The following is a 19,535-nucleotide window of genomic DNA, read 5'->3' as shown; positions in this document are numbered from 1 at the left end:
GAAACGATTCTCCATAGAAAGGAGGTGATCCAGCCGCACCTTCCGATACGGCTACCTTGTTACGACTTCACCCCAATCATCTATCCCACCTTCGGCGGCTGGCTCCTTGCGGTTACCCCACCGACTTCGGGTGTTATAAACTCTCGTGGTGTGACGGGCGGTGTGTACAAGACCCGGGAACGTATTCACCGCGGCATGCTGATCCGCGATTACTAGCAATTCCGACTTCATGCAGGCGAGTTGCAGCCTGCAATCCGAACTGAGACCGGCTTTGTTGGGATTGGCTCCATCTCGCGATTTCGCAGCCCGTTGTACCGGCCATTGTAGTACGTGTGTAGCCCAGGTCATAAGGGGCATGATGATTTGACGTCATCCCCACCTTCCTCCGGTTTGTCACCGGCAGTCTATCTAGAGTGCCCACCCGAAGTGCTGGCAACTAAATATAAGGGTTGCGCTCGTTGCGGGACTTAACCCAACATCTCACGACACGAGCTGACGACAACCATGCACCACCTGTCTCCTCTGTCCCGAAGGAAAGGTACATCTCTGTACCGGTCAAAGGGATGTCAAGACCTGGTAAGGTTCTTCGCGTTGCTTCGAATTAAACCACATACTCCACTGCTTGTGCGGGTCCCCGTCAATTCCTTTGAGTTTCAGTCTTGCGACCGTACTCCCCAGGCGGAGTGCTTAATGTGTTAACTTCGGCACCAAGGGTATCGAAACCCCTAACACCTAGCACTCATCGTTTACGGCGTGGACTACCAGGGTATCTAATCCTGTTTGCTCCCCACGCTTTCGCGCCTCAGCGTCAGTTACAGCCCAGAGAGTCGCCTTCGCCACTGGTGTTCCTCCACATATCTACGCATTTCACCGCTACACGTGGAATTCCACTCTCCTCTTCTGCACTCAAGTCACCCAGTTTCCAGTGCGATCCGGGGTTGAGCCCCGGGATTAAACACCAGACTTAAATGACCGCCTGCGCGCGCTTTACGCCCAATAATTCCGGACAACGCTTGCCCCCTACGTATTACCGCGGCTGCTGGCACGTAGTTAGCCGGGGCTTTCTTCTCAGGTACCGTCACCTTGAGAGCAGTTACTCTCCCAAGCGTTCTTCCCTGGCAACAGAGCTTTACGATCCGAAAACCTTCATCACTCACGCGGCATTGCTCCGTCAGGCTTTCGCCCATTGCGGAAGATTCCCTACTGCTGCCTCCCGTAGGAGTCTGGGCCGTGTCTCAGTCCCAGTGTGGCCGATCACCCTCTCAGGTCGGCTACGCATCGTCGCCTTGGTGAGCCGTTACCTCACCAACTAGCTAATGCGCCGCAGGCCCATCCCCAAGTGACAGATTGCTCCGTCTTTCCAGTTTCCTTCAGGCGAAGAAAACAATTATTCGGTATTAGCTACCGTTTCCGGTAGTTGTCCCAAACTTGAGGGCAGGTTGCCTACGTGTTACTCACCCGTCCGCCGCTAACTATCAGAGAAGCAAGCTTCTCATCAAGTCCGCTCGACTTGCATGTATTAGGCATGCCGCCAGCGTTCGTCCTGAGCCAGGATCAAACTCTCCAATAAAGTATTGAAAAGAGCGATAAGCTCATTTTGAATCTGACGAGATTAAAAATCTCACTTGTGCTCCAGTCGATTCAAGCCAAGGCTTGTCTCAAACTTTCGCATTCATTCTGCAAGCAGAATGTTTACTCACTCGCTGTTCAGTTTTCAAAGATCAAACTTGTTTTTTCTACCGAGTGTCGTTCCCCTCAGCAACTTTTATATCATAACACTTCCGTACCAACTTAGCAAGCTCTTTTTTTAAGTTTCTTTTCGAAGCTTATTTGTTTCGCCTACTGCACTTTGTTTCTCGTTTTTTTTGGCCGGAAATAGAATATATCATATACACAATACAATTACTACTTGTAAAATATCCCATCAGCAAACGAATGGTTTAACTTGATTCCATCTTTTCTTAAGCTCTTTTTCTGATGGCAATATCTTCTTACTATATCCTATATATACTCACCGGTCTAATCTATCTCAATATAGGTTGTGAACAGGCCCATTCAACATCAATAAAATCGTTCTATAAAATAAGAAACATCATACCTCTACTCAATAACGTTGCTATCTGTTATGTGGATTTCGAATCTAATAATTGAACTCCATAGGCTGTGGACTAGATAGATTGTGTTTTTACTTTTTTTACTATTAGTCTTTGAACCTCCCCATCACTATCGTGTCGTGATACTGTCCTTCCATGTGTCGCCGATCCTTTTTCAAAATACCTTCGATCTCGAAGCCACTCTTTTGGTATAACTCGATTGCCTTTTCATTGGATGCCAGTACATTCAGCGTCATCTTCTCTACACCAGTCTGGTCTGCCCATTCAATCGAATGCACTAACAAGTTCTTGCCAATCCCATATCCCCAATACGCTCTGGCTACACACAAGCCGAACTCAACCTTATGCCAAAAGCGCTTCAACTCTCTGCCTTCACATCGGGAATACCCCACAATTTCACCCGCTACTACAGCAACAAGGAACAGATTCCGTGACTTCTCAGTGTCCAAATGGATGATCCGCCTGAACCCGGCTGCATCGATATACGCCTCGCCCTCTTCACGATCCATGTTCTCGGTTTCCCCATCGATTTGTACACGAAGTGAAGACAAGGCCACAGCATCCTTTTCCTCTGCCGATCTAATGGAGTAAGATAAGCCTTTAATGTAATATTCCTGCTGATCGATCATCATAAGAACCGTACCTCCTCTTCTGCTTTGTATAATTACTATACCTGTATCGCTCTACCCCACCTCAGACGGACTCTTGCCCGTAAGCATTTTGAACACTTGGCTGAAATACGTCGCATTACGGAACCCCGTCATCTCGCTCACCTCATATACCATGTAATGTCCCGACTGCAACAGTTCCAACGCCCTCTGAATCCGGTACCCGTTCAAATAACTCACGAAATTCTCACCGGTCACCCTTTTGAAAAGTTGACTCAGATACTTCGGATGTACGAACAGCCCCTTGGCTATCGCTTCAAAACTAATCTCTTCGGCGTAATGAAGCTCTACATACTGTTTCACCTGCTCTATCAGTTTATTGCTTTTCTTCTCACCCATCTCTTTGCGTATCTGTTCCAGCCAGTCGCAGATAATACGATCCATCCAGTTTACCAGATCATGCAACGCATATTTCGATTGAATTTCACGCAGAAAATCACTCATCGCCAGAGGCGGCGTTAACATGGGATGAAGTCGGTTCCAGCTATGAATCAACGTGTCAAACAAACTGACGGCTACAACCTGTACATCCTGTATCCCAACACATTTCCCCTCTTTCAGCAAAAGGTAAATATGATGCCATACCTCTTCCGCCAGGTCAGGTCGAATATCCGCCCAAGCCTCATTCCATTGACGAAGCAATAATGAATAATCGGTCACACTTGGTTCTGTTTCCTTCGATGTTTCATAGTGGTAGATACGACTTCCACCTTGAAACTCTGCTGTTTCCACCGCTTCCCTACTCTCGAGATAGGAATCTATCACCTCACATGGGTGACTCTTGGGTCTTCCGATTCCAGCACTCACTTCTATTTTCAGATACGTAAAGATCTGATCGATCATCCTCTCCACGAGTGGCAGGCATTCTTCCAGATGATCTTTATCTCCTAATAGAAGCAACACAAATACCTGATCCGAATAATCAACAATCTCTACCTGACCATTCATGCGCGCTGCTTGCTCCTTCACCGTTTCCTGAATAATATCGGCCGCCCCATATCGGAGAAGCTGCCAATCCCGTTCTTTCATTCGTGTCAAAAATACGGGGCGATTCAGTTGCAGACTAATGGCGCGTGTCTGTGAGGACATATGAATGCCTATATAGTCCATGCGTTCTTTGGGCAGCTCGTCTGCCCGATATCGCGTAGTCAGCAGTTCGTGAAGAAATTGTTTGCGCAAATACGGAAGTACCCGTCCGACCTCCTGCTTGTATGTCTGCTCCAGCCGCTCATGCCGCTCTCTCACATCTTGTTCCAGTAGCACCTCCCGCAGCACAGATTCAATCTCCTCAACCTCTGCCGGCTTCAGCAAAAAGTGATTCACACCCCAACGCATGGCTGCCCGGGCGTTCTCGAATTCGTCATATCCACTAAGAATGATGATCGGCAAGTGGGGATGATCACGGCGCAACGTCTGTGTGATCTCAAGCCCGGTCATCCCCGGCAGGTAGACGTCAGTCATAACGACATCTGGATGCATGCGGTGAAACAGCTCCAGCGCATCCAAGCCATTGGAAGCAGTGCCTGCAATGCTGAGGCCTAGAGAAGGCCAATCGATATGATCTGTTAATGCCTTTACAATATGAGGATCGTCATCAACAAGCATAATGGTCTTCATCATTTTTCACCGTCCAGCCATAGATTTAGTTGCTCGTCGGTCTCAATACGCGGCAGCGTAATGGTCACTTCCACGCCACCTGACGCTCTATCGCTCAGTTGAACACCATATCTCTTCCCACAATAAAGCTGAATGCGCTGATGTACATTCCGTACGCCGATGCCACACGTCTCTTCGAGTTTCCACCCCTCCGGCAAACCCCGCCCATTATCCGTGATACGAATGACGATATCCTCATGCGGGCCAACCTCTTCGTGCATATACACCTGAATTCGAAGTGTGCCTTCTTCAGGGTGCCCGTGCATAACGGCATTTTCGATGAAGGGCTGCAAAATGATTTTGGGAATGTAACAACCGCGAATATGCGGATCGATCTGCTCCTGATATTGAATGGAGAACGGTAGCCGCTCTGACTGGATGTTAACGTAGCAACGGGCATGTTCCAACTCATCACGAACCCGTATAAACAATCTCCCTCCACTCAGTCCGATCCGTAACAGCTTACTGAGTTGTACAATCATGCGACTGATATCCTTGGCTTCGTAATCAAGTGCGCGCCAGTGGATCATGTCGAGGGTATTGTATAAAAAATGGGGTTTGATCTGGGCCTCAAGCAAGCCCGTCTGGGCTTCACGCTTGGCCCGGCTCTCATCCTTCACCTGTTCCATCAGCGTCGTGAGCTGTGAAGCCATATGATTAAAGCCATAAGCCAAGTGGGCATATTCCTCCGTAAATGAGAGTTGGACCCGGGTATCGAAGTCCCCTTTCTCCAGTTGTCTCATTCGCTTGATCAATTGTCGTAAAGGCCGGATGATCTGCCTTACAAACAGGTACGCCAGCACAGCCGAGCATAATAGTCCAAGTACGGCGATGCCAAGGATCTGCCAGCCCGCTTGTCTGAGCGGAGATAACAGTGTATATACCGGAATAGTCTGTACAAGGCGCCACTGAAGCATGGCTGGCCTGGAGTACAGCACCAATTGAGCACCTCCGGGTTGGCCGGAAACCACTTCGTATCCGTCTGCACCAGGTTGGACATGTTCCTGAATCCATGCACTATCTATAATAGAAGAAGATGAATTTACAGCTCCACCCGGTTCCTGTACTGTACTCGCTTCATTTCTTCTATCCGCTCGTTCCTTCTCCCCTGCTGGATCAACTCTCCCCATCTGCATTACGACATTACCAGCGGTATCTACCAACAGGACTTTTCCATCAAGCACCATGGGTACATCGGCAAACCTGCGTACGATGTCCGCTCTGCTCAGTCGAATGAGCACATAGGCAACCGTCCCTCCACGACTGTCGAAAATCCGTTGGGCGTATCCGACCAGGGATTGGCCTGATTCGTTCTCACGCAGCGGAACCCAAGCCGCATCAGCCTTTTCCAGCGTAGCAAACCAAGAGTCATGTGCGATGGTGTCCACCGGAAATATGCGATCAGCCATAGTCACTGTCACTTCATTAAAGGCATCCGTATACAGTTCAATGGAAGTGATGCCTTCACTCACGACCATGGTATGTTCCAGAATTCGAGAGACCTCTCTCCGCTGGTGAATCTGTGCAAGCCTGCCCGTATCAGCCGTTTCGAGCAGACTGGACAGTTCCCGATTGCTTGCCAAGGCATAAGCGGTTCCAGTTACCCCTGTGATAAAATCAAATCCCCGACGTGTGCTTTCGTTCAGAAGAGCCAGACGTGCTTTGCTAATCTCGGCAAATGTGACCGTGGAGAAAGACTGATATGCCAGCCAGACCACAACCGAGACGAGCAGGAGGTTAAACGCAATAAAGCAAGTCACCATCAACGTGGAGAGCTTGCTTTGTTGCAGCTTTTGATTAATGAATGAAGACCATCTTCCTTTCCCCATGGAAAAATCAACTCGTTTCGTCTTGGAATTACCCTTTGAGCCCAGAGGTCGCGATTCCTTCCACGAAGTACTTTTGACACACGATAAATACGATAAAACATGGCACCAGTGACAACACCGACATGGCAAACATCGGACCCCAATCGGATTGAGAGCTGGAATCAAGGAACAAACGCAGACCCAGCGGCACGGTGTATTTGCTCACGTCACTCAGGTAGATCAACTGACTGAAGAAGTCGTCCCATGTCCACAAGAACGTAAAGATCATCGTGGTAACCAGCGCTGGGAAAGCAAGTGGAATGATGATTTTGGTGTATATTTTCACAGGACCGCATCCATCGATGGTGGCCGCCTCATCCAACTCTTTGGGCAATCCCCGGAAGAACTGTACCATGAGGAAAATGAAGAAGGCGTCAGTCGCCAACCATTTTGGCACGACAAGCGGCAGATACGTATTCACCCACTCCAGGTGGTTGAAAAGGATATACTGCGGGATCAGCGTCACATGATGGGGCAGCATGATTGTCATAAGCATCAGGCCGAAACAGATAGCTTTGAAACGAAAATTCAGCCGAGCGAACGCATACGCCGCCATAGAGCAGGAAATCACATTGCCCAGCACAGCTCCAAGCGACAGGATGACAGAGTTGGTCAGGAAGCGGGAGAATGGATTGCCCTGAATACCCGACCAGCCATTCATGTAATTTTGCCAATTCCATTCCTGTGGCCAGAACCAGGTCTCTGTAAAGATCATATGTCCCGGTTTGAATGAGCTGCCCAGCATCCAGAGGATCGGGTAGAGCATGATAAAGGCGATGCCTGAGATCAACACATGTTTGCCGACGACCCATGCTGTAGAGTTCCGTTGTCCAATCATGATTTCCCACCATCCTCATAGTGCACCCACAGCTTGCTGCTGCGGAATACGAGCAATGTAAATACGCCAATCAGGATGACCAGCACCCAGGCCATCGCGGAAGCGTAGCCCATCTGAAAGAATGAAAATCCTTTTTTGTACAGATACAGAGAGTACATTAAGGTTGAATTCACTGGCCCTCCGCTACCGTTACTGATAACAAAAGCCTGCGTGAACGATTGAAACGACGTAATCAGCTGCATCACGAGATTGAAGAAGATGACAGGTGACAGAATCGGCAACGTTATATAGAAGAATCTCCGTAAAGGACCTGCACCATCTACCGCTGAGGCTTCATCATACTCGGGTGGAATCTGCTTCAGGCCAGCCAGAAAAATAATCATCGACGATCCGAACTGCCATACGGATAACAGGACGATGGAGTACAGGGCATACTTCGGATTCGCAACCCAATCGGGAGCTTTAATGCCTACCATGGCAAGCACACTATTGAGTAGCCCGTCCCCACCCAGCATTTTACGCCACAACATTGCAATCGCCACGCTACCTCCAAGCAATGTCGGGATGTAATACACCGTACGGTAAATACCGAGTCCTCGAATCCCTTTGTTCAGCAACATCGCTACAAGCAGCGCGAAAATCAATTTGACCGGTACGGATACAGCGACATACGTGAAGGTGACTTTGAGCGACTGGGTGAACAGTTTATCCGATGTAAACATCGTGGTGTAGTTGTCCAGACCGACCCAGGAAGGGGCGGCCAGGATACTGTAATCGGTGAACGAAATGTATAACGATACCAACATTGGACCTAGGGTAAGGAATAACAATCCGACAAGCCATGGGGCGAGAAACAGAAGTGCGGCTCCATTATGCGCATATCTCCGTTTTACCCGCCGGGTAGTTACACGCTCGATTCGGGCTTGACTGACCTGTGATGTCGTCATCTTCGCAACCTCCCCGCAGAATTAGAAGTGTGAGACAGTTTCAATCATTATTGACTCGATCCAAGCGTAGCCTTGGCTCCTTCAATAAACTGGGCAATCACATCCGGAGTACTGCCTTGACCGAAGGCGATCTGCTCGCTTGCGCTCTTGAAACTTGTGTCCACTTCAGCAAATCCTTGCGGGTATGGCGGGTCAATCTCGCTGGAGTTCTTCGACACAGTATCGATAAATTTGAAAATGGTTTGCTCCGCTTCCGGCAGCGTAGGTTGCATCTGTTCACGAATGCTGGAATTGACTGGCACCCCACGTTCAGAACCAAGAATAGCGGTTGCTTCTGGATCATTGACCATGAAATCGATGAACATGGCAACTTCCTTTGGATGTTTGGTTTTGCCATAACCGGAGAGGAACTGGCCTGGTTTCAGATATTCACCGATTTGCTTTTCACCTACACCATGCGGAAGCACTTGGATGCCAAGCTTATGATCCTGGTTTTTGTTCACCTGCTGGAATGTCAGCAATTGATTAGACCATGCAAAATCCATCGCAGCTGTACCCAGCGAGATCGGGCGTGTCTCCAGCGCATTGGTTGTAGATGCCGTTATCTCCGCTGTGGTCACTCCACCATTCTCGCGTAGCGCGCTCCACATATCGAACCACTGCTGAAGCTCCTCGCTGGTAGCTGTCATTGTGCCACCGTCGAACAATCCTTTTCCGGATTGCCGGATAAACACTTCAAACATGTTCGTTGTACCGGAAATGTCTGCTGATCCATAGAACCCCTCACCTTTGGCTGCGGCGATCTTGGTCGCAATATCCCCAAAATCCTTCCATGTCCAGCTCTCTTGTGGTTCTTCGATTCCTAATTCCTGGAATACGGTGGCATCATAGATGACACCCGGTGCGTTAACTCCGAGGGTAATCGCATATAATTTATCGTCAATTGATCCGGCTGTAATCATGCTCTGATCATGGTCCTCTGTCCGCAGCTCTTTGCTCTCTGCAAACGTGGTCAGGTCAAGCAAGGCCCCACGCCGGGCAAAGTCAGTCAGAAAGGCGTAATCCATCTGGATGATATCAGGTGCATTCGAACCGGCTACCTGTGTAGTCAACTTGTCAAAGTAACCGTCCCAACCGGAATATTCAGGTTTAATGGTGATTCCCGGATGTTTCTCTTCAAATAGTTGGATGACTTTGATCGTCAGATCATGTCTAGTCTGTGATCCCCACCAGGTCATGCGCAATTCAATCTTGCCTGATGAATCTCCTTCATTTCCACTTGCTTCTCCAGAAGAAGATGGTGTATCGGTGGCCCCTCCAGAACAGGCTGTAGCGAACAATAACAGGGACAGGCAGAACAGGGTTACCCACTTTTTTGTAATCATCATAAATGAATTTCCTCCCCTTCTTGCATTTATGGAATCGCTTACAAAACCTATTGTATCGGTCCATTGCTGCGCATGACATAAACAAAAGTAAGCTTTCCTGTCAAAAAAGTAAGGAGTTACAGGAATCAAAAACCACCAGGAATGATATTCCCGGCGGTTCCGTTCCCGTATCGTTATGATTACGGGTATACATGCATGATACGTGAGAAGAAGATAGCGGGTTGATATGGAACGAAAGTATGAACATCAGACCTCAGTGGTCTGTCAGGAATGTGAGACGGCAGGTGAAGACACCCTGTGTTCAGCCAGATGTTTCTTCATTTTTGCCACTTCGGTTCCTGCCAGCATCATAATGCCTATTCCGTGATTGTCATTGGTGACGGTACGCAAGTCCTGATCATAATACTCTGCCGTAAACGCATATCTCGAACCGCTGCACACGCCATGCACATTCCCTTGACGATCAATGGCTTTGCAGATGAGTCCTTTCCAAGCCCGCTCGGCAGCTGTGACATAAACTTCAGGGTCTTTGAACCAGCCAAAACGCACACCTCTCGCAAAACCATAGGCAAACATCGCCGTGCAGGAGGCTTCTTCATACGTCTGTGGAACATTCAACACCTGATGCCATAAGCCGTTTTCCCCTTGAAGTGCTACGTACCCTTCACACAGTTCATTGAAGAAATCTATTAAGGCTGGGCGCTCAGGATGCTCTGCTGGCAAAGCTTCCAATACCTCCGTCAAGGAAAACAGTGTCCAGCCATTTCCCCGTCCCCATGGAATCTGCGTTGCCTGTCCGTATTTGAAATCATACACATGGGACATGATCTTGAACTCAGGCATAAACAGATACTTCCGATACAGTGAAAATTGTCTAGCGGCTTCATCCAATGCGGTTGAGTTGCCTGTCACCCGTGCATAACGAACGAGAAACGGCGTGCTCATATAAAGATCATCTGCCCACATGGTATTCTCGGCATACTCCCCTACACATGTGCGATAAAATGCCCCATCCTCCTGTCGTTCCAAACGGGAAAGCATGAAATCCGCAATCCGTTCAGCAATCGGAAGAAACGTTGGTTCATGACACTCTGAATACGCTTCCAGCATGGCTGAACCAAAAGAACCGCAGTTATCCAGCATTTTCAGCATGACCAATTGTTGATTAACTGCCGGGAAACCATACTGCTCCCGATCCCACAAAGAGTACTCATACATCTGGGTACATGCCTGCACATGCTCAGCCGCATAACGTGTAATGTCTGGTCTCTGCAAATAACGCCCAGTCCGTAATAGACCATATACAGTGACACCCAATGGATAGTCCCAGCGACCATAATTAGTCACACTGCCCACTGTCCATTTGTTGCTTAACATGGCATTTTCATAATAGGGTCTGATCCAGGCATCCGGTCGATCCAAGCGCCAATATGTCTGTCCTTGCCCCGTTAGATACACTCGGTCCGTTCGGGTCAGATCCTGCAATTCCGGTTCAACCCCCGATTCAAAAGGGCCGACATATAACCAAGACTCTCCATTAGCACCGTGCACACGCTGAGGAAGTTCCAGTGAGATCGGCTTGCCCGACACGGTTGCGTTCAAATTAAAATGCCACGGTCCCGCCGCCGTATCATTGCATTCACTTCGGACAATCAGGTTACTCCGTCCAAAGGAGACTGGTATATCCGCTTCGAACGAACCCGGCTCCTTCACTTGCGCCACAGGCTTGCCGCCAATCCAAATACTCAGAGAACCCGAAGATTGTCCTGACAATCGCACCGGACTCCCGGTTGAATCATTATTGTTCAGATGGGTCCAGGCATAAGCATGCTTTCCAGGAAGATTTCCGTATATTCGTTCGAAAGCTGGCTTGGTTTTATCTTCATCAGACCAGCCTGTCTCAGGCAGCCAGTTCAAGCTGTAGTCTGATTCTTTTCCAAGCAGGTCCGGTTGTTTACTCGTGGCTGGGTTCGGTTGGGAGAACACCCACCCCGCTTGCCCCTGTCTCTCCTGAAATGGAGCAAATACATTCAAAATGCGCACTTTTCCTTCATCTGACCCAAATTGGCAGCCAAATCCGGCAGGGGTGTTTTTCATTTCCAGCCAAATGGTGTTCCAACCAGGCTTGATATCGATGCTGAGCTTAACCGTTGCGTCTGGACTAATCTCATCCATTACGGTAGAGCGATAGACCAACTGCTCATTGAAATAGAAACGAACAGGCCCATAACAGCGGACCAACACGTCCAAATTCCGGTCCTCGTCCCCCCAAACCAATGCAGCTGCGTAGGATATATGGTCTTTAGACGCATCAGGAAAGCGTTTACCTAAATTCAGATCATAAAGCCCTTTTTCATTTTGCAAAATACCAGACTTCTGGAATACCCGATATACAAAATCAGCCTGTGCATTGGCTCCAATATACCTCTCGGCCAGTACCTTCAACACCTGATCCTGATCTTCTCCAAATCGGTAATACATGCTCTGTGGTTCACTGAAATAGGTCGTCATCGATGGCACACATCCTTCTCCCGTTGAAATAAAGTCTTATATCATAACATTCATACCATCCACACTGGAGCACCAAACTAATATGCAGTAATAAAGTATAGCGCTTAACCTAGGTGGGTAATCCCTTACCGGGAAATAGGTATGTCCCTTGGTTATCTTCTGAATAGCCGAATAATAATCCCAGTATAACTGACATGTTCGGTGGTGGCTACAGATTTTTGATTACGCTTACAAAAAATCAGAAGATTTGGTTTTTCCTTCGCCAATTACACCTTCATTGGGACATTAATTCAAAAAAACGGAAAATGTTACCGATATAGAAACTATATATGTTGAACTAATCATTTACACAGAAACGTAGAGGACAGAAAAAACTGAAAAAGCGAAGCGTTCGCCTAAAAGCTTTCTGAAAGAAAGCTGCATCGTAAGCATACGCTATCACCGGATTTTTCCCTTGAGAAAAGGGAATCAAAAAAATCTGGGGATAACAGCGATTGGAAGGTTATTCTGTCATCGGAGTGTACGTGTGAATATATCTTTAGTTCAACTTATATAGATTGAAAAATTCCACTTTTTGTATCGGGAAGGAAAGATGCACATTGAATACTCTTGAATCTCTGGTAAATGCTATGCCTTTTGTTAGCCAAATGTTCCGTGACGACATATCCATATCCATTAATGATCATGAGAAAGTATTGTATTTTTCCGAAGCAAAAAGTCTGGAGATTGGCGTGAAGGTTGGGGATGAGCTGCATGATGATTATAAACATTTCAAAATGCTGACTAACAGAGATTCCCGTACCGTGGCACGCATGCCTGGTGATCTGCAAGGCAGACCTTTTGATGCCATTCTAATCCCTATTAAAGAGAACGATCAGGTCGTGGGTATATTGGGTGTGAACTACGCACTGGATAGTCACATGACACTGGAAACGCTGATCCGTGAAAACGAAACAACCATTAATGCGCTCGTCGGCGGCATTCAGCAGATTGCTGCACATTCCGAAGAACTCTCTGCGACCTCGGAAGAGATTCTGCGCAATTCCAAAAAAGCTTCAGAGAACTCGGTCAGTGTAAGTAAAGTAACAAACGTCATTCGTGAAGTATCGGAACAAACCAATCTGCTTGGACTAAACGCCATGATAGAGGCAGCCCGTGTGGGCGATCAGGGGGCCGGATTCGGTGTGGTGGCCAGTGAAGTACGTAAACTGTCGGATCATACGAAACAAGCAGCAGCTGATATCGAATCGTCCCTAGGTAGCGTGCAAGATTCCATGAAACATATGGAGCAGGAGATCGGTCAGATTACAACCGCAACAGTGGATCAGGCCAAGCTTGTTACCGAGTTCATGGAAAGTATCGAACAGCTTAGTGAGACAAGCGCGAATCTGAAAAAGTTCGTACATCAGATGCTGGCGCTCGAATAACAATAGAGTTCCACAACAGAAAGAACAAACGATATGAAATGTACATAACAAATGATTTAGAATGTGAAAAGCCTCCGCTGACTTCCCTTTACAGGAAGTCAGCGGAGGCTTTGTTTCGTAGTTGCGGTGATATCACCTTTACGGTTTATGCTCACACGGCTGTTATATCTCTACAGCGACGCCAAAATGGTCAGACACTACCCGTCCGTTTTTACCATTCAAGACCACGGTAGAAGATTTAGCCTGAATCGGACGATTGGAGAAAATATAGTCGATCCGAAGATCGCGTTTGTTATCTGCCCAGCCGGCAATGGCCTTCACCACGGTTGCTCCTTCATCCTTTTGCAATGCTGTGGTGTACAGGTCATTCCAGCCTTTGCTCATCATATAATCATAGCCTTCACCACGCACTTCCGCGACATTATTGAAATCACCCATTATATATAACGGCTGGTCCATGTAGGGGGCAAGCTTGCTCTCCGTCAACTCCCACTGTCCCTTGAAAGGTTCCTGCGCATCATCCCACCAGTTATAATGTCCGTTCACAAACCAGGTTGCTTCACCTTGGACGACCGTCTGAATTCCCACAATCTTGCGTGTACGATAGTTGTTATAATCCCGCATGTGGGACACGTATTCCCCAAAAGCCTGCTTAATCGGCGTCCGGCTAAGGATCGCCAATCCTTCATCGTATTTTTGAAACCCAACATGCGCGGGAATCCACGTCCAGTAATATTGCTCTGTCAGCTGCTGAAGCAGGACGTAGGCATAGTTGTCTTTTTTTATCACAGCATCGGGTTCAGTAGCATAATATATCTTCAGTTCTTCTTCAGAAAGCACCGCTTCCTGCATGGACTGGTTAACCTCTTGCATGGAGATTACATCGAATTGATGTGTATTAATAAAATCAGCCAGTTGACTGATCTTGTTCAGTTGATCCTCTTCCGCCCAAGCGTGTGTGTTTAACGTAAGTATTTTCATATGCTCTCTCCTGTTGTGTGTAATATGGCCGTTTCCCCGGCCTGCATCGTTCCTGAAAGGAATACATACCATAAGCATACACAATATGGTGCAATCATGCATTCCGTCCGCCAGCAGAACCGACGTGTTCATCCTGATTCCAGTTGGTCTAAAATAACTTCAAATTCTTCATAACCCATGCACGGATTGGCTCATAACTGATATGATGGATACAACAAATTTACAACATCACGTCATAGACGTGGTGATTACTGAACCTATGTTTACCCCAGGAGATGGAATGATGAACATACCGAATAACATGAGGATGGATGATGCGCAGTGGCAACAGTTGATCAGGCAGGTTGCAGAGCATTTTAATAACCTGACGATCATGCGCGGATTCCAATATTATAAACAGAAACGTGTCGGACCATTAACCTATTCCGAACAACAAGGGATCTCGGCCGTTGTACAAGGATCGGAAGAGTACGAGGTCACACTAAGCATGCAATCCCTGACTACAAGTCATTGCACCTGCCCGGTGAGTTCCGTATGCAAACATATGACGGCTGTATTAATGAGTTATGCCGAGCAACTGGAGCGACCTGTGCATGCGATTGTGAATGCGCACTCCAGTACTGCACTCAAACAAACGACCAAACCCGTCGGGGCCATGTCCGCAGGAATATCCAGCTATGCAGATGCCGATGAACAACAGGATATGGACATTCCGGACAACCAATACAGCCAGATCAAGGAACGTGCAACAGAGCTTGCTGATCTCGAAATCTCGGAATGGCACGAACTATTCCACTCCTGTCTGAGACGGCTGGGTACTGGCACAGCAAGCACATCCTACGTACAGGAAGCAACGGACGAGCTGTATGCCATTAAACCAAGGCTGTCCGCTGCAATGGACCAACTTTTTGAACTACATGTGCAGTTGCACCTCATCCGATTCTGCGTGCCGCCGGCTCGTAATTCAATCACTCATACCCCCGTGTACTTGAGCTACCCTGCCCAGCTCGCGGTGGATGCACTTCAGAAAGACATTGAACGGATCTTTAACCATCCACTAGACCTGTCAGGTCTAAAGGGAAACAAGCTTGAACAACTTTGGAACAGACTGTCTGAAACCTCAGCTTATTTACGCAAACAGATGATGCCTGAGACAGCCAGCATGATGTTCTTCACTCCGATCTATCGACAACTGTGGTTGAACTGGATCGTACCTGAGCTGCAAGGGTCGCGGGACATGTTAGTGTCGGAACAGGCCATCTTAGATGATATAGAACGCAATATAACCGCCGCTTCGTCACCTTCCCAGTCAGGTGGGAGTGTCTTGGGTAGCGCTCAAAATAATGGAAGTAGTAGTGATAGACCAGGCAAAGCCGTAACACTGCCTTTACCACTCATACTCGCGCAGAGCTGGATGCACTTCCATCTGGGGCAAGATGATCAGGCATGGCAGCGACTCATCCATGGAAGCTCGGCCTACGGCTTCCCCCCAGAACAACTGTTGCATTTTCTCCATGTACTCGCAGATTCGGCTGAATGGAAGCGACTTGGGGATTGGTTGGTACAACTTGGCCCCCTTCTGGCGAATCGGCGTAATACACCTTTGAATGATTACATGCATCTATGGGATACGGCCATTCAACATCTGCCCGATGCAGAGAACCGTATGTGGGACACGCTTGTCAGTATGCTTCCCCACTCCCGCCCCGCCTACGAGGATGCTATGCATTCGCGTGGACAGTGGCGCAGATGGATTGATTTTCAGCTGAGTACGGGAACGGAACCTCTCGAATTCCGCGTAGCGATGCTGCAACCAATCGAAAAAGATGCACCTGAGCTGCTGCTTCCCTTCTATCATCAGGCAGTGGAGCGTTATATCGGACACAAAAACAGGGACGGATACAAAGCAGCGGTGAAGCTGTTGAAACGTCTGTCCAAAATCTATAAAAAAATGAAGCAAGAAGCGCACTGGGAGCAATTCATCACCACACTCGCCGTTCGTAACAGTCGGCTGCGCGCCCTGCAGGAAGAGCTTCGGAAAGGTAAACTGATCTCATGAGCTTAATTCATCCTTACACTGAAACGATTGAGGTTCACGTCGCTTTAACCGGATATGGCGATGCTTTGTTTTACGGAGCACTCAACACACACCACTTTGTACCGGGACAGTCGCTTAAGCAGCGATTGTTCGCTTGGCATGCGCCTTCCTTCTACGGGACCGAACTGGAAGTTCGGCAGATTGAGGAGATTGAGTTGGTTGTTCTGCCTGCGGAAGAAGTGATTCCCTTTTTTGCCGAGATGCATACTCTGCTTCATATTGAATGGAAGTGGGGCGAACAAGCGGAACATCTGATTCGACTGGCTCCCGCGCTCGCGGCATCTATCGAAAAACGCAAATACGTACCTAGCTTCGAGGCCTACCGTGCAGGACAGCTTCAGTGGACCTGGGACCCGGATAGCTTGAAAAAGCAGGAGCGGGCATCGCTTACCAAGGCGATTCAACAGACCGACGAGAGTTATGCCGAGGGACTCGGGGCGGCCTACTCCGCCTTTGTGTTCCAGCGCTGGTACAGTTCGGAGGAAGCGGCAACCGATCTGCGGCGTGAATTCCCGCAGTTGTTCCCAGAGCGCGGCACTCTACCCAAGACAGCCGGGATGGATGCTCAGTCCTGGCTCGTATCCATTGGCTGGAAAGCAGATGCCGCACCATTCAGACCCATGCTGCAATTGCAGGAGCCGGACGAGGATGAGCCATCTTGGCGGCTGCGATTGGTGTTGCAGAACAAGCTGGATGCCGCTGTATTGGTGCCCGTCATGCTGGATTCACGCGGCAGACTTGAAGGCGAATGGCCAGAGGTATGGACACCGTTCATTCTGGATCGCTCCGCCGGATGGCTGGATCAGCTGCGTGCACATCTGCCCCGTCTTGGAAGCTCCATTAGTGGTAGTCGGGATGTGCTGAGTGATCCTTTGGGAGATCAGGAAGCCTGGCAGTTCCTGACGCAGGATAGCGGCAGGTTGCTCGCAGCGGGCTGGCAAGTTCTGCTGCCTGGTTGGTGGGAAGCAGCCCGTAAGAAGAAACCAAAGCTGCGTGCTAAGGTGCAGCCGGAGGAAGGCAGTGAACGGGGACAGTCGTTCTTTGGACTGGACTCGATTATTCATTTTGACTGGCGCATTGCGATTGGTGACACGGATCTTAGCGAAGATGAATTCGCCGACCTTGTTGCCCGTAATGAACGACTGGTTCGCTTCCGTGGAGAATGGGTTCCTCTCGACCCCGACCTGCTAGAACAGATACGTCGTGCCATGGGCGGTGTAGATCGGGAACAGGGACTCTCATTCCAGGATATTCTACACCTGCATCTGCTGCATAATGAGCAACGAGAATATCGCAACCAGAAATGGAAGGAAGGACAACAAACCGAGGAAGACCAGCAACCACAGGATGATCAGAACATTCGGCTGGAAGTAGAACTGAATGAGCACCTGAACCGGGTTATTGCACAACTCGGGGGCGGACAAGGCGGCGCACCTTCCCTGCCCATTCCGACAGGGCTTCATGCCGAGCTGCGATCGTATCAGAAGGAAGGTTTTGCATGGCTTGGTTTCCTGCGCAGATTCGGACTTGGGGCATGTCTTGCCGATGATATGGGTCTCGGGAAAACCATTCAGTTCATCACGTATCTGTTACACATCAAGGATCATGAACCACGTAAGCCGGGACAAGCCCCGGTACTTCTGATCTGCCCAACCTCCGTACTGGGCAACTGGCAAAAGGAAATTAGCCGCTTCGCACCCTCCATTAATGTCAGTCTGCATTATGGCGCACGCCGATTAAGTGGAGAAGAATTCCGGGAGCAGACCGAGCAGGTGGATATTATTATCACGTCCTTTGCTACGGCTACACTGGATCAGGAGATGTTACAAACCTATACCTGGTCATGCATCTGTCTCGATGAAGCACAGAATATCAAAAACGCCCAGACCAAACAGTCCCTGGCTGTTCGCAGTTTCCCGGCGAAACACCGCATTGCCATGACAGGTACGCCGATCGAGAATCGGTTGTCCGAGCTGTGGTCGATCTATGACTTTATCAATCCAGGATATCTGGGCAACGCCCGGGCATTCCAGACTCGCTTCATCAGTGCCATAGAGAAAGACAAGGACGAGCAACGGATGCAGGATCTGCAGCAATTGGTGAAACCATTCATGCTACGCCGTAAGAAAAAAGATCCTAATATCCAGCTTGATCTGCCGGACAAAAACGAGATGAAGACTTACATTCATCTTACGGGCGAACAAAGTGCATTGTATGACCAGTCCGTACAGGCCCTGATGGATAAAATGAAAGAGCTGGAAGGCATTAAGCGCAAAGGTGCCATTCTATCGGCGTTAACCCAGCTTAAACAGTTGTGTGATCACCCTCTGCTGCTGACAAAAGAAGCTTTGCCGGAGGAACTGCCCGAAGACGGTGCACTGAAATCTGCTTATGACGTGTACAGCCCGCAAGATATGGCGATGCTGATCAGCCGCTCCGCAAAGCTGGAACGACTGATGGAGCTTGTCCGGGAATTAAGGGACGAAGGCGAGCGATGCCTGATTTTCACCCAATACATTGGTATGGGACAGATGCTGCAACAAGTACTGCGTCAGGAGTTGCAGGAGCCTGTATTGTACCTGCACGGGGGTACGTCCAAAACGGCGCGAGATCGCATGATTGAGGAATTCCAGTCCCGTACATTGCCTGAGGATAAGCAACCATCCGTCTTCATTCTGTCCATCAAGGCTGGCGGTGTGGGATTGAATCTGACCGCAGCCAATCATGTGTTCCATTTTGACCGCTGGTGGAACCCGGCTGTTGAGAATCAAGCTACCGACCGGGCTTATCGGATGGGTCAGACGAAGGATGTTCAGGTGCATAAGTTCATCTCTCTTGGTACATTGGAGGAGCGGATCGACGAGATGTTGGAGAGCAAACAGCAGCTCAGCGATAACATCATCACAAGCTCCGAGAACTGGATTACCGAATTGTCGACGGATGAGTTGCAGGATCTGTTCACTCGGCGTCGTGACTGGTCGGGCTAACTTGGGATTAGATGAGATATATCATAGAAAAAGAGAAATACAAAAAGAGCGA

11 protein-coding genes and 1 rRNA gene are annotated in these 19,535 nt (G+C 48.8%); 3 read left to right on the top strand and 9 right to left on the bottom strand.

Annotation, left to right across the window (positions count from 1 at the left end):
- Positions 1-17: 17 nt before the first annotated feature.
- From MHB85_RS01405 to MHB85_RS01370, 8 genes are all read right to left on the bottom strand, one after another.
- Positions 18-1,570: ribosomal RNA gene (locus MHB85_RS01405) — 16S ribosomal RNA — on the bottom strand.
- 630 nt (positions 1,571-2,200) lie between these two features.
- The gene (locus tag MHB85_RS01400) at positions 2,201-2,746 is read right to left on the bottom strand and encodes a GNAT family N-acetyltransferase (protein WP_192136124.1); all 546 of its coding nucleotides are present in this window, start codon (positions 2,744-2,746) and stop codon (positions 2,201-2,203) included.
- A gap of 51 nt (positions 2,747-2,797) precedes the next feature.
- On the bottom strand, positions 2,798-4,402 hold the full coding sequence (locus MHB85_RS01395; protein ID WP_192136126.1) for a response regulator: 1,605 nt from the start codon (positions 4,400-4,402) through the stop codon (positions 2,798-2,800).
- Complete coding sequence (locus MHB85_RS01390; protein WP_192136128.1) at positions 4,399-6,267, bottom strand: cache domain-containing sensor histidine kinase; 1,869 nt, start codon at positions 6,265-6,267, stop codon at positions 4,399-4,401. Before MHB85_RS01390 ends, MHB85_RS01395 begins: the two co-directional genes overlap by 4 nt.
- Positions 6,268-6,295: 28 nt before the next feature.
- Positions 6,296-7,144, bottom strand: a complete 849-nt coding sequence (locus MHB85_RS01385) for a carbohydrate ABC transporter permease (RefSeq protein WP_192136130.1) — start codon at positions 7,142-7,144, stop codon at positions 6,296-6,298.
- Positions 7,141-8,091 carry a carbohydrate ABC transporter permease gene (locus MHB85_RS01380; protein ID WP_036616398.1) on the bottom strand — a complete coding sequence of 317 codons (951 nt, stop codon included), beginning with the start codon at positions 8,089-8,091 and terminating at the stop codon, positions 7,141-7,143. Before MHB85_RS01380 ends, MHB85_RS01385 begins: the two co-directional genes overlap by 4 nt.
- A gap of 47 nt (positions 8,092-8,138) precedes the next feature.
- Positions 8,139-9,479, bottom strand: coding sequence for an ABC transporter substrate-binding protein (locus tag MHB85_RS01375; RefSeq protein WP_192136132.1), 1,341 nt, complete (start codon positions 9,477-9,479; stop codon positions 8,139-8,141).
- A 264-nt stretch (positions 9,480-9,743) separates the two neighbouring features.
- A complete protein-coding gene (locus MHB85_RS01370) occupies positions 9,744-11,990 on the bottom strand; it encodes a glycoside hydrolase family 88/105 protein (protein ID WP_341074187.1) in 2,247 nt (748 codons plus the stop codon).
- 599 nt (positions 11,991-12,589) lie between these two features.
- Between MHB85_RS01370 and MHB85_RS01365 the strand changes: the two genes are divergently transcribed.
- Positions 12,590-13,417, top strand: a complete 828-nt coding sequence (locus tag MHB85_RS01365) for a methyl-accepting chemotaxis protein (RefSeq protein WP_017691152.1) — start codon at positions 12,590-12,592, stop codon at positions 13,415-13,417.
- Positions 13,418-13,579: 162 nt separating this feature from the next.
- On the opposite strand, the gene MHB85_RS01360 is transcribed toward MHB85_RS01365, so the two are convergent.
- On the bottom strand, positions 13,580-14,398 hold the full coding sequence (locus MHB85_RS01360) for an endonuclease/exonuclease/phosphatase family protein (RefSeq protein ID WP_341072258.1): 819 nt from the start codon (positions 14,396-14,398) through the stop codon (positions 13,580-13,582).
- Positions 14,399-14,681: 283 nt separating this feature from the next.
- On the opposite strand from MHB85_RS01360, the gene MHB85_RS01355 reads away from it, so the two are divergent.
- Positions 14,682-16,457, top strand: a complete 1,776-nt coding sequence (locus tag MHB85_RS01355) for a hypothetical protein (protein ID WP_083669951.1) — start codon at positions 14,682-14,684, stop codon at positions 16,455-16,457.
- A 5-nt stretch (positions 16,458-16,462) separates the two neighbouring features.
- Positions 16,463-19,483, top strand: coding sequence for an SNF2-related protein (locus MHB85_RS01350; protein ID WP_192136236.1), 3,021 nt, complete (start codon positions 16,463-16,465; stop codon positions 19,481-19,483).
- Positions 19,484-19,535: the final 52 nt, after the last annotated feature.

Source organism: Paenibacillus sp. FSL K6-4396 (assembly GCF_038002525.1).
Taxonomy (GTDB): domain Bacteria; phylum Bacillota; class Bacilli; order Paenibacillales; family Paenibacillaceae; genus Paenibacillus; species Paenibacillus amylolyticus_B.
This window is presented reverse-complemented; position numbering and strand designations above follow the sequence as displayed.